General features: G+C 45.0%; 9 protein-coding genes and 1 pseudogene. 8 read left to right on the top strand and 2 right to left on the bottom strand.

Translation table 11 applies throughout. The features are described from left to right. Window positions 1–120 precede the first annotated feature (120 nt). Window positions 121–705: pseudogene (locus V7K85_RS24905) on the bottom strand (FAD-dependent oxidoreductase); the annotation flags it as partial. Window positions 706–961: 256 nt separating this feature from the next. Between V7K85_RS24905 and V7K85_RS24900 the strand changes: the two are divergent. After that, complete coding sequence (locus V7K85_RS24900; protein ID WP_334817554.1) at window positions 962–1,705, top strand: pentapeptide repeat-containing protein; 744 nt, start codon at window positions 962–964, stop codon at window positions 1,703–1,705. Window positions 1,706–1,710: 5 nt separating this feature from the next. Here the strand turns inward: V7K85_RS24900 and V7K85_RS24895 are convergent, their stop codons facing one another. Next, the gene (locus V7K85_RS24895; protein WP_334817552.1) at window positions 1,711–2,949 is read right to left on the bottom strand and encodes an RNA-guided endonuclease InsQ/TnpB family protein; all 1,239 of its coding nucleotides are present in this window, start codon (window positions 2,947–2,949) and stop codon (window positions 1,711–1,713) included. A gap of 259 nt (window positions 2,950–3,208) precedes the next feature. Here V7K85_RS24895 and V7K85_RS24890 point away from each other — a divergent pair, with 259 nt between their 5' ends. The 7 genes from V7K85_RS24890 (at window position 3,209) to V7K85_RS24860 (ending at window position 11,903) form a co-directional block, all read left to right on the top strand. Then, entirely contained in the window at window positions 3,209–3,463 is a 255-nt protein-coding gene (locus V7K85_RS24890) for a hypothetical protein (protein WP_334817550.1), read from the top strand. 206 nt (window positions 3,464–3,669) lie between these two features. Continuing rightward, on the top strand, window positions 3,670–5,145 hold the full coding sequence (locus V7K85_RS24885; RefSeq protein ID WP_334817547.1) for a pentapeptide repeat-containing protein: 1,476 nt from the start codon (window positions 3,670–3,672) through the stop codon (window positions 5,143–5,145). A gap of 767 nt (window positions 5,146–5,912) precedes the next feature. Next, window positions 5,913–6,536 (top strand): (2Fe-2S)-binding protein, encoded by a 624-nt coding sequence (locus tag V7K85_RS24880; RefSeq protein ID WP_334817545.1) that lies wholly within the window; start codon window positions 5,913–5,915, stop codon window positions 6,534–6,536. Further along, window positions 6,523–7,506 carry an FAD binding domain-containing protein gene (locus V7K85_RS24875; RefSeq protein ID WP_334817543.1) on the top strand — a complete coding sequence of 328 codons (984 nt, stop codon included), beginning with the start codon at window positions 6,523–6,525 and terminating at the stop codon, window positions 7,504–7,506. The genes V7K85_RS24880 and V7K85_RS24875 overlap by 14 nt, the downstream gene beginning before the upstream one ends. Continuing rightward, window positions 7,503–9,716, top strand: a complete 2,214-nt coding sequence (locus V7K85_RS24870) for a xanthine dehydrogenase family protein molybdopterin-binding subunit (RefSeq protein WP_334817540.1) — start codon at window positions 7,503–7,505, stop codon at window positions 9,714–9,716. The genes V7K85_RS24875 and V7K85_RS24870 overlap by 4 nt, the downstream gene beginning before the upstream one ends. A gap of 190 nt (window positions 9,717–9,906) precedes the next feature. After that, on the top strand, window positions 9,907–10,836 hold the full coding sequence (locus V7K85_RS24865; RefSeq protein ID WP_334817538.1) for a cation diffusion facilitator family transporter: 930 nt from the start codon (window positions 9,907–9,909) through the stop codon (window positions 10,834–10,836). Window positions 10,837–11,336: 500 nt separating this feature from the next. Next, entirely contained in the window at window positions 11,337–11,903 is a 567-nt protein-coding gene (locus tag V7K85_RS24860; RefSeq protein ID WP_334817536.1) for a PEP-CTERM sorting domain-containing protein, read from the top strand. Window positions 11,904–12,095: the final 192 nt, after the last annotated feature.

The raw sequence follows: 12,095 nt of genomic DNA, 5'->3' as shown, positions 1-12,095 counted from the left end.
TGGATGCAATACACTCTGACCTCTCTCCTAAAAGGAGAGAGGCTTTGAATCTTACTCCCCTTCCTTAGTAGGGAAGGGGCTGGGGGTTAGGTCTGTATTCTATGCAATTGAGAACCGCTATAAATGAATTTCCAGATTTTGAATTGGTTGTTGAGTTTGACGTAAAATCTGAGCTAAATGAGATTGCATCGACAGCGCCAATTCTACACTGCCAGCACCACCGCCTGCGATCGCAATGCTAATTGCTTATTGAGGATTTTTACCTACAGCTTCAATTAGTTCATACCAATGTTCCAATAACTGCGATACTGGTTTAGCTGCGATCGCATATTCTGCTGCACCTGATACAGACACTGTGGCCGGAGTGCTGCCAATATCAATAGACAGCACATCAAAATCTACCACAAGTCCGTTAGCACAGAGAACTTTGTTATTTTTCAAGTCTAGGGCAACTACTCTGTCAATATACAACTGTGCTTGAGCAAAGTTTGCTAAAGGTCGCAAGTCAATATGACATTCATCGTGGTTGTAAAATCCGGCAATATGTCCTGGTAATATTCCAGAGTCAGCTGTCTTTTTGGCTGCGGTAATCAACGTCAAACGGACTCCAGATAAAGGCTTTATCCCAAACATTCTCAGGACAATCGCATGGCTGTGACCGCCACCATTCAGCACTAAATCTCTAACTATCGGGTGTAATATCAACTTCGAGTGATTTGTTCTATCACTGATTAGGCATCAATCAAAATCATCATTATCAGGGTTAATTGATAGTCAAGAATGAATAGTAGTGAGTACAACTAATAATTGAGTATGGCAGGCAGCATATATGTTAATGTCTACTTCCTCAACAGTTATATTCTCTATCTTGTTGGTTGCATTAACATATTCAAATCTTGACCTTGTATCAAACAATAGCAGACGCGACTAAATTTTTTAAACCTCCTGTGATTACTTGAAAATGTTGACAGTAATTATTGATGCTTTTCATGCCATGAAAAATATTTTACCGATAAATAACAGTCAATTATCAAAAATATATCTGAGGATACATGCTTTCCCAGAAAAAGTTAAACAAAATCAGCATCAGTCGCCAAAACAACGTTTAAGAATAGCAATTGAACAACTAGGAAATAAGACAATAGAAACCAGTCTAGCTGTAATTAATGATTTAGAGCAAATTGCCCAAAATCATCCACAGTACCACTGGATAATCATGGATATTCTTACTACTTTTGTCCGAGAAAATGCTGTTTACATGCCCCAAGAGGAAGCAATGAGCAACCTCAGAGCAAAAGTTCGTGCAGATATTCAAGCAGCCCTTACCGTTATCGCTAGAAGAGATGTAAGCAAAGACCCAGAAAATGAGCAACTTGATTTAAGTCATACGGACATGAGGGGAGCAAACCTAAATGGGGCGAACCTAAAACAAACAAATCTCTATCAAGCTAATCTTGCTGGGGCTAACCTCAGAGAAGCTAATCTAGCGGGAGCAATCCTCAGTGCAGCTAACCTAGAAGGAGCTAACTTATATCTAGCCAACCTAGAAGGGACAATCCTCAGTGCAGCCAACCTAGAAAGAGCTAACCTCTCTGGAGCTAACCTGCATCGTGCAAGTTTATATCTAGCTGGGTTGCATGGGGCAATTCTCAATGATGTCATACTGGATGGCGCAAATCTCAGGGAAGCCAAATTTTCTGAGTGAACTACCTACACTGACCTTGCGGTATAGTGTAGGCTTCCCAATTCATTAGGAATTGCCTCAGTCTTCATAGATTTTTTACGTCCTGAAGACTTTGGTCTTACATCCCCTCCAAGGGCAGAAGCGCTAGTTCCTAACGCCCATAATCGCAATCCTTCATTTTTAATATTGATCGCGGCATTAATGTCACGGTCATGCTGCTTTTTGCAATGAGGACAGTCTACAAACCTTACACCCAATGCATCATAACCATTTTGCAACATCGGGATTGGTAGTAGAGTCTCACTACAAAGTTGAGAAGACGGGAAGAAACGTCCTATCTCTTGGTATGTATGACCAAATTTCTCGGCTTTGTACTTAAGCATGGTTAGAAATATTCCCCATCCTTGGTCACTGATAGCTTTTGCAAGACTTGGATTTTTAACCATGTTTTTAACTGCCAAGTCTTCTACACAAATCACTTGGTTTTCGTATGCTATTTTGCGAGATAGCTTGTGTAGAAAATCAACTCTAATTCTAGCTATTTTGCTCGTAACTCTTGCAAGTAGCCGTTTAGCCTTACGCCGCTTATTTGAAGTTTTATCTGTTTTTTTAGCTAATTTACGTTGCTTGCGCTTTCTATTCTTTTCCAGCTTTGCGAGCTTGTTCTTAGGCAAATCATATTTTGACCCCTCGGAAGTTATAGCAAAATTCTTTAAACCCAGGTCAACTCCAATAGCGTCTCTGACTGCAACTACTGGAGTATCTGTTTGGTTGAAAAGGATAGATGCGTAGTACATGCCGTCGGCATTTCTCGATATTGTTACAGTCGTGAATTTCGCGTCTGGCAGAAGGAAGTGAAACACGGTTTTCATCATCCCCAAATTACCAGGAAACTTGATTACAGAATCCTGCAGAATTAATTTGACATTCTGGGGATATTGAATCGATTGCTTGCCATGTTTAGATTTGAAATTAGGATATTTAGCACGTCCTTCAAAGAAATTGACAAACGCGCTTGAAAGGTTGAATGTTACTCTTTGCAAAACTTGGCTATAAGCAAGCCCCAACCATTCATATTCTTTTTTCAAACCGGGAAGCAATTTATCCATTGCAGCTTTAGAAAGACCTTTACCTGTTTCTTTATATGCGCTAGTTGTGGCATTAAGCATGTAGTTCCACAACCAACGAGTATTACCAAAACATTGAGCTAAATGTGATTCTTGCTCTTCTGTAGGATAAATTCTGACTAACAGCGCTCTGTACATGTTTCGGCTTTGCTCAACACAAGTGGCATCGACCTTACCGTGTTTAGATTTTCATGGTAACACGTATTTTGCTATTTCTGGTGGCTAAAACAGAATATTTTGCTCGTTTCGTCGTGGTAGTCTTCCCGGTTTTCGCTGCGCTCAAATGTGGTCAGACTACACTCCTGTCCTCACTCGCAATTCATAAGGCAGCGCTTTGGGCGGGTTTCCCGACTTGTAGCGACTGCCGTCTCAACACTGACAGTCGTACAGGTACAGTGTGAGCCTTCTTGCCGTTACAGGTAAAACACTAGTACCGCAAGGCGGAAGTCAAAAGTCACTCATTCAAAAGTCAAAAGAAATACAGCGTAAACGTTTCATTGATTTGAAATGGGTTGTTTATTTCCGCCGCGCTGTACTAGTATTGCAAGGGGTAAATCTACTTACTATCTCAATTCACAAGACTTGGGGCAAAATCCCCTTATTAAAGGTAGGCAAACTTCTGGCACAGTTTACTAGTACGACTTCTCTATGAGAAGCCGGAATTCGTAATTCTTGTACCGCAAGCGTTTCATTGTTTTGGAATGAGTGGTTTATTTTTGTCGTAACGTACAAGTATATTCGATGTCATTCCCTAGTTCAATGAGTGTCTTGACACCTATTATAATTTTCTGCTAAATGCTATACTATTTTTCCCCAACATCTAAGTAATAATTCTAGGTTGTAAGGAAAATCTTTACCATGTCTTCTAAAAAGACAGACGCTCTATTGAATTGGTTGATAAGTATAACAGTTATATTTGGCTTCTCATTGACTGTAATTTTCTTCGCCTTGTCCAGTGTTAAGGAATTGTCAATTTCGGAAAAAATCCAGTATAGAAACCAAGCATTAACAACTACTGCAATAGTTTTTCTAGCATCGGCAGCAATGTTTAATACTTATTATGCAGCCAGGCGTGCCCAAGCGATGCAGAAAAATGCGATCGCAGCTGAGAAAAACCTCGAAATTGGCATTCAAAATGCAAAACTCAATCAAGACAGATTGATTGCAGAGCGCTTTATGGGGGCAATTGCCCAGCTTGGTCATGAAAAGGTTGAAACCCGGACAGGCGCAATTTATGCATTAGAAAGAGTTGCTCAGGATTTTCCCCAAGAACACTGGACAATTATGGAAATTCTCACTGCCTTTGTGCGAGAGAATGCACCAAAAGAGCAGCTAAAAGCAGAGCAAGAAAAGGCGGAATGTCAAGGAGCAGGTTACTCAAATAAGCCTAGAGGTGGGTCACGTCCGACACAGCAGTTGGAGCAAAACCTCCATGAAGAATTGCCAAAAATACGCACCGATATTCAAGCAGCCCTAACTGTCATCGCAAGGCGTAATTTACTCGAAGACCCAAAAGAGCAGAAACTTGATTTACGTAATACCGACATTAGAGGGGCAGACCTGCTCAAAGCTAACCTGCAACAAGCAGACCTCCGTGGGGCTGACCTAAGTGGGGCTGACTTGCGTGAAGCTGACTTGAGTGAGGCTGACCTCAACGGCGCTAAACTCGTCAGGTCTATTCTTTATGAAACCAAATTGCTAAAAGCCAGCTTATGTGGAGCTAACCTCTGTTGGGCTAATCTCAACCGCGCCAACCTCTCTGGGGCGAATATGCGTTCAGCCAACCTCTTTGGAGCGAGTCTGCGTATAGCTAATCTGCAAGGAGCAAATCTCTATAAAGCTAACTTGCAACAAGCGACCTTGAAAGTCGCCAATCTTTCTGGGGCAAAGCTGTTTTTAGCTAACTTGCAAGGAGCAAAACTGGGGAAAGCCAACCTGCACATGACGGGTTTGATTGGAGCCAACCTCTCAGGGGCTAACTTAAATGGGGCCAACCTTTCTGGGGCTAACTTGAATGCAGCCAAACTCCACCAAACAGAAGTCTATTTTGCCAACCTCTCAGAAGCCAGCTTAACGGAAGCTGACCTGCATCAAGCAAACCTCATCGGAGCAAATCTATATAGGGCAACCTTTTTTCAAGCTAACCTAACTCAGGCAAACCTCATGGGAGCTAACTTCTCAGAAGCTAACCTCAGTGATGTCAAACTGGAAGGGACAATTTTGACAGGAGCTAAAAACTTAGAGTTGCACCAGATTAGAAAGGCACTAGGCGATCGCACCACTCGCCTACCTGATTATATCGAAGCACCGACACATTGGCGACAATCTGGTTAAGTTATCGAAGCATCAGTTAGTTATTTGGGCGCATTCTACCGTTTTCACTTAATGCTATAGTTTTTACCAAAAGTCTCCGTAAATATTTGGGAGATGAGGAATAAACTTAATTTATGTCTGATAACAACACAGACGCACGCATCAATACAGCTCTTACTGCTCTGAACAAATTAGCGATAATGGTAATCAAAAACGAAAAACCAACCGCCCATCTGCCGAGCAAATGCTTAAGGCTTTTTGTAATATAACCCTCTACTTTCTCCCTAATTTTACCATTTTCATAACACCTATTAATGCTCTTCAAGAACAGATTATTTCGTTGATGAATAGCGCAAGTTAGCGACGCAGGAGCTTCACTCCAGACAGGCATCGGTTTGAGTAAGGAAAAATAAATCAAAAGAGAAATGCTGATTTTTTGGTTGCTTCTTAACTTTGGTTGTGAGCAAGAGTAATTTAGATGCGATCGCCCTAGATTCTTCTAACAGTAATTTTTAATAATTAGTAGAGATGATGATTGAATAATTACTATCAATTTTAACTTTCTTATTGAATATAAACTATCTTTATTGTAAAGCATAATGATAGATATAGATGATACTTATGGCATAAATCTTCTGATAGAGAGACGATAACAAAATGAAATTGTATTCTGTTAACAATGTCATTTTTAGGAAAATTCTTGGAAGGAAGAGTGGTTTTCTATAAAGAATTGAAGTCAAGAGAATTACTCAATATTATTACCAACAAAAACAGAGTGGAGTAAACAGATGAGGTTTGTCCTAAGACGCCGCAGGCTGGGTCAATTGATGATTCTCAGCACAGTAGCGGCTACAATTAATAATTTTGTAGTGAAAGGTATAGCACAAACTCAAGTCAGAAAAACTACGCCAAAGCTGGTAACTCCGACACCTGAGACGATGAAGGTGGCGCTGCAAGTGAACGGAACAGCACATAGTTTACAGATTGATCCGCGTGTTACCTTACTTGATGCACTTCGGGAATACATCGGTCTAATTGGTACTAAAAAAGGTTGTGATCACGGTCAGTGTGGTGCTTGCACGGTGCTGGTTGATGGGCAGCGGATTAATTCCTGCTTGACATTTGCGATTATGCACACCGACGCTGCGATCACAACTATTGAAGGACTGGAGCAAGGAAACAATCTGCACCCGATGCAAGCCGCATTTGTTGCCCACGATGCGTTTCAGTGCGGCTACTGCACACCTGGACAGATTTGTTCCGCGGTGGGTTTGGTGAACGAGGGACACGCTAAGTCGGATGCCGACATTCGTGAACTGATGAGCGGCAATATCTGCCGTTGTGGCGCTTATCCAAATATCGTGGCTGCTGTCCGCGATGTCTTAGGGGGAAAAAAAGATGCAGCCGTTTAACTATAAAAAAGCGGGACAAGCGGAAAATGCCGTGGCATTGGTGGCTTCAGATGGCGAAGCCTCGTATCTTGCTGGTGGTACCAGCCTAATCGATTTGATGAAGCTGAATGTCCAGACGCCAAGAGAGTTAGTTGACATTAACCCACTACCGCTAACCAAGATAGAAATGCAGGGCAACAGTGTGCGGATTGGAGCAATGGCACGCAATAGCGATGTTGCCTATGATGCGACAATTCAGGAGCGTTACCCTGTGCTGTCGGAGGCGTTGCTGTCTGGGGCATCGCCGCAACTGCGAAACATGGCGACGGTGGGTGGAAATTTGCTGCAACGCACCCGGTGCTATTACTTCCGCGACACTTCGATGCCTTGTAACAAGCGCGTTCCAGGTTCAGGTTGTGCGGCAATCGAGGGCTACAATCGCATCCACGCAATTCTTGGCGGTAGCGATCGCTGTATTGCCACCCATCCCTCTGATATGGCGGTGGCAATGGTAGCACTCGATGCAGTTGTGCAAACACGCGGACCAAATGGAGAGCGCAGTATTCCGCTGGTCGATTTTCATCTTGTACCGGGTAATACACCAGAAACAGAGACAGTTTTACAACACGGAGAGTTAATTGTTGCCGTTGACTTACCTGCTTCACCGTTTGCAGCGCGATCGCACTATCTAAAAGTCCGCGATCGCGCCTCATATGCTTTTGCAATGGCATCGGTTGCGGCTGCATTAGATATTGAAAATGGGATTATTCGCTCGGCACGTATTGCCCTCGGTGGGGTGGGAACAAAGCCCTGGCGTGCCTACGAAGCTGAAAAAGCACTTTTGAACAAGCCCGCAAATCAGGCAGCATTCCAAGCAGCAGCGTCCGCAGCGATCGCCGGAGCTAAACCTCAAAAATATAACGGCTTTAAGGTCGAACTGGCTAAACGCACAATTGTTAAGGCGCTGGCAACGGTAGGAGGGATGGCATGAATACAAGGGATACAAATACAGTTATCGGCAAACCGCTAAATCGAGTCGATGGACACCTGAAGGTGACGGGTGGCGCCCGCTATTCGGCAGAGTTTCCGGTAGCAAAAATGACTTATGGAGTCACAATTCAAAGCACGATCGCCAAAGGTAAGATTGCCCAAATCGATACAAAGGCGGCGGAGCAAGTACCGGGTGTATTAGCAGTTATTACCCACCTGAACGCGCCCAAAGCTTCTGGAGAAAAGGGCGGCGGCCGCAAGCTGCAAGTGCTGCAAGATAACGTTGTGCTTTATAGCGGTCAGCACATCGGTGTCGTCGTTGCCGATACCTTTGAACGAGCTATGTATGCTGCCTCGCTGGTGCAAGTTCGCTATGACGAAGAGAAACCGACGATCAATATGCGGGACAACCTCGCTAAAGCATACTTGCCTAAGGGAAAAATCCCCAAAGAGGAGCCGCCCGATTCCGCTCACGGCAATGTCAAACAGGGACTAGCGGCTGCTGCTGTCCGCATCGAGCAAACTTATACAACACCGATTGAAAATCACAATCCGATGGAGCCTCATGCCACAACAGCAGTTTGGCAGGGCGATCAACTGCTGCTGTATGACGCAACTCAGGGAATCTTTCAGGCTCAACAAAAAGTTGCGGGGGTATTAGGAATTGAGCCAGAGAAAGTCCGCGTTATGTCTTACTTTGTTGGCGGTGGCTTCGGCTGCAAAGGGTCGGCTTGGTCGCATGTGCCTCTAGCGGCGATGGCGGCACGGCGGGTTAATCGCCCAGTGAAACTGGTACTGGGACGGATACAAATGTATGGGCCTGTCGGCTTTCGACCAGAGACAATTCAACAGGTTTCTCTAGGTGCAACCCGCGAGGGCAAATTAACCGCTCTGCGACACGGTGGCATTTCCCAGACTTCAACTTTCGATGAATTTATCGAACCAGTTGGTAAAAGCGCCCGCATGATTTACGCTTGCCCGAATATCGAAACCAGCCATCATCTAGTTCAGCTGGATGAGGGTACACCAACTTTTATGCGTGCGCCTGGAGAAGCTTCTGGGTCGTTCGCCTTAGAATCGGCAATGGACGAATTAGCTTATGCGCTGAATATCGATCCGGTGGAACTGCGTCTGCGTAACCATGCTGATGTCGATCCTAGTAAAGGACTGCCTTGGTCGAGCAAGTCACTCATCCAGTGCTATAGATTAGGAGCAGAAAAGTTTGGCTGGCAAAAGCGCAATCCTAAACCCCGTTCGATGCGAGACGGCAATTATTTGATTGGTTGGGGTATGGCGACAGCGACTTATCCTACCAACCGTTCCCCAGCATCAGCGATCGCTCGAATTATGGCAGACGGTACAGCCGTTGTCGAAAGTGGTTCGCAAGATATTGGTACGGGAACTTACACTGTCATGACTCAAGTTGCTGCTGAGGCGCTTGGTCTACCAGTTGAGAAAGTTCGCTTTGAACTGGGCGATACTAAGATGCCAGAAACCCCCGTTTCCGGTGGTTCGCAAACTGCCGCCAGTGTCAGCTCGTCCGTGCATTTAGCCGGAAATCAAGCTCGCAGTCAGCTTTTGGAACTAGCACTTGCCGATCAAAAATCGCCGCTTTATAGTTCAAATGTTGAGGATGTGATTGCCGAAAATGGCAGCTTTTTCTTAAAAAATAAATCGTCTGCAACCGAAACTTATGCGGCAATCTTGGCACGGCATGGAATGAAAATGATCGAAGCACGTGCAGATGCCAAGCTGGGAGACGAACAAAAGAAGTTCTCAATGCACGCATTTGGAGCGCAGTTTGCCGAAGTGCGCGTTGAGCCTGACTTGGGCGAAGTGCGAGTAACACGCTGGGTGGGAACTTTTGGTGTGGGACGCATACTCAATGCTAAAACAGCCAACAGTCAACTCATTGGTGGGATTATCTATGGTATCGGTATGGCACTGATGGAACAGACGGTAACAGACCCTCATCGGGGGCGTGTTGTCAACCATGATTTAGCTGAATATCACGTACCAGTGAATGCAGACGTTCCTGATATTCAGGTGTTGTTTGTTGATGAACACGATCCACATATCAACCCGCTTGGTGTCAAGGGAATTGGTGAAATTGGGATTACCGGAAGTGCGGCGGCGATCGCTAACGCTGTCTATCATGCCACAGGTAAGCGCATCCGCGATTTGCCAATTACATTAGATAAGCTGCTGTAGATAGAAAATGCGTAGGCGTAGCCAGCCGTAGCCATCGCCGAAACGATGAAAGCTCAATCATCCGATTGGCGATCGCAATGATATCTTGTAGTTTCTTTTACCAATCAGTAGAAGTCTCAGGGCTGATGACGATTAAAGTCAAATTTGGTACTGTTAGCTCGGAATCACTGTAGTTACCTCCGTGACCGAGATGAGTAGTCGATCAGCCCGCTCCTACGCTTTCTTGTCGATTGCGGCGGCAATCGTCACTATTGCCCTAAAGTTTGGCGCTTACCTGCTAACCGGGTCAGTAGGTTTGCTTTCAGATGCTATTGAGTCAATTGTAAATCTCGTGGCAGCATTGGTAGCTCTATGGGCATTGACCTATGCTGATAAACCAGCCGATGCCGAACACGCCTTTGGGCATTCTAAAGCCGAATACTTCTCCAGTGGTGCTGAAGGTGCGTTGATTGTAGTGGCAGCCATTAGCATTGCTGTTGAAGCTTGGGGACGGTTATTGCATCCAGAACCGTTAGCACAGCTGGGATTGGGGTTGACACTCTCCCTATTAGCAACGGCAATCAATGGTGTTGTTGCCTTTATCTTGCTACGGGCAGGGCGACGGTTGCGTTCCATTACACTGAGGGCTGATGCTCACCACCTGTTTACCGATGTGGTGACTTCGGGTGGTGTGGTAATTGGAATCTTACTCGTCAAGGTAACAGGCGCTCTCGTGCTCGATCCAATTGTCGCACTGATAGTAGCAGCAAATATTACTTGGACAGGATTTCGTTTGCTGCGCGAAACCGGTAGCGCGTTACTGGATGCAGCTTTGCCTAAAAAAGAAATTGACGCAATCAAGAGCATCCTTAACGAGTACAAACATCAGGAGATCCAGTTCCATGCCTTGCGAACCCGCACTGCTGGAACCCGCCGCTTTGTTTCCTTTCATGTTCTTGTGCCTGGATCTTGGACAGTGCAACAAGGGCATGATTTGTGCGAGGCAATTGAGCTTGCTATTCTTCGGGTGCTGCCTTCAACCCACGTTACAACTCATCTGGAACCTGTAGAAGATCCAGTTTCTTGGGAAGATTTGGAGTTGGAGCGTCCGAGCAATCAACAGATACAAAATATGAAATAAGAGATTAATTGCTGCCGTTGAGCTTTAAGGAATCGCCTGATCCCATCTCTCATCAACTGCAACGCCGAATACTGCAAATGCGTAGGTGTAGCCAGCCGTAGGCATCACAAAAACGATGAAAGCTGAATCACACGATTGGCGATCGCACTCATTTTTCGGTCTACTGAAGATGACTTAAGAGGGCGATCAACTACTTTAAAGTTTTTGTGAAGCCAGTAAACAAGACAAGAAAAAGCTTAGTGAATCTACTATGATACTAGTGATTTTTAAGGATGCTGTGGTGAGAGTAAATTAGGAGGAAAACCATAGATATCTAGTTATCTCTACAAAATCAATCTGGTTTTCTTAAGCGATCGCTCAGTTTTCCAGCTGCCTTGAGTAGGAAATTTTGTGCTGATGAGCGCCAATTAAATCCCTCCCTTCCATCCTGTGCATCTTCAAGTTCAATTGGCTAGCTTTGATGATTGTAGTTCTTTCTTATTAGGAGTTGATTCAAAATCGTGAAAACCGAAAAGTTCGCACTCTGGACTATTGTAGCGCTAGCTACCTTAGTTAGCACTGCAACGGCTGCACAAGCAGTCTCGCTCGTCAATCAAGCCTTAGACGTTCTCCCAGCGCCTCCCTTGCGTGAACCAGTCTTCAGTTTCACCCAGCTAGGAACTACGTCCCTGCCATTTGTTAGTCCTATTCTCACGACGGGATCGGGACCTGCACTAAGGATTAACAATAACCTGAATAACTTGGATGTCTCTGTCGGTGATATTGTGTATCGTCTGTTAAGCCCTGATGCTCAGTTTGGCACTGTTACTTCAAACCTTTACAAGGTGACGCTATCTGAAAACAACTCCGTTGCAACATTCACAGGCGCGCGCGTCAACCCTGGTGAAGTGTTCCGCATTCAGCGCACGGTCAGCGATGGTTCGCCTGTTGATTTTACCTTGAGATTATCTACCGCAAATGAAACGAACACGCGTGCTGTTCCTGAACCGACGACAATTCCAGGTCTAGCGATCGCAGGTGTCGCTTGTGCCTACATCCGTCGGCGCAAACAGCAAGCCGCAAAGTAAACAGTGAAACGAGATATCTGACTTCTGAGTTGCAACCCCGATTCTAGGGACGATCCACATCAAGCAATCGGATATCTGGTTAATGGCAGCTACAGGCGGTCGCGATCGCCGAAACGATCAAAGCTCAATCACACGCTCGGCGATCGCTAATTTCCAAACTCAATTAAGTTGATTAACTGTGCTGCTAATAAT

Origin of the sequence: Nostoc sp., assembly GCF_036917615.1 — a bacterium.
Lineage (GTDB): Bacteria > Cyanobacteriota > Cyanobacteriia > Cyanobacteriales > Nostocaceae > Nostoc.
This window is presented reverse-complemented; position numbering and strand designations above follow the sequence as displayed.

Bases quoted from the DNA above. Each gene is read 5' to 3' on its own strand.
- V7K85_RS24900 (WP_334817554.1), top strand. From the start codon at position 962: ATGTTGACAGTAATTATTGATGCTTTTCATGCCATGAAAAATATTTTA.
- V7K85_RS24895 (WP_334817552.1), bottom strand. From the start codon at position 2,949: ATGTACAGAGCGCTGTTAGTCAGAATTTATCCTACAGAAGAGCAAGAA.
- V7K85_RS24885 (WP_334817547.1), top strand. From the start codon at position 3,670: ATGTCTTCTAAAAAGACAGACGCTCTATTGAATTGGTTGATAAGTATA.
- V7K85_RS24880 (WP_334817545.1), top strand. From the start codon at position 5,913: ATGAGGTTTGTCCTAAGACGCCGCAGGCTGGGTCAATTGATGATTCTC.
- V7K85_RS24875 (WP_334817543.1), top strand. From the start codon at position 6,523: ATGCAGCCGTTTAACTATAAAAAAGCGGGACAAGCGGAAAATGCCGTG.
- V7K85_RS24870 (WP_334817540.1), top strand. From the start codon at position 7,503: ATGAATACAAGGGATACAAATACAGTTATCGGCAAACCGCTAAATCGA.
- V7K85_RS24865 (WP_334817538.1), top strand. From the start codon at position 9,907: ATGAGTAGTCGATCAGCCCGCTCCTACGCTTTCTTGTCGATTGCGGCG.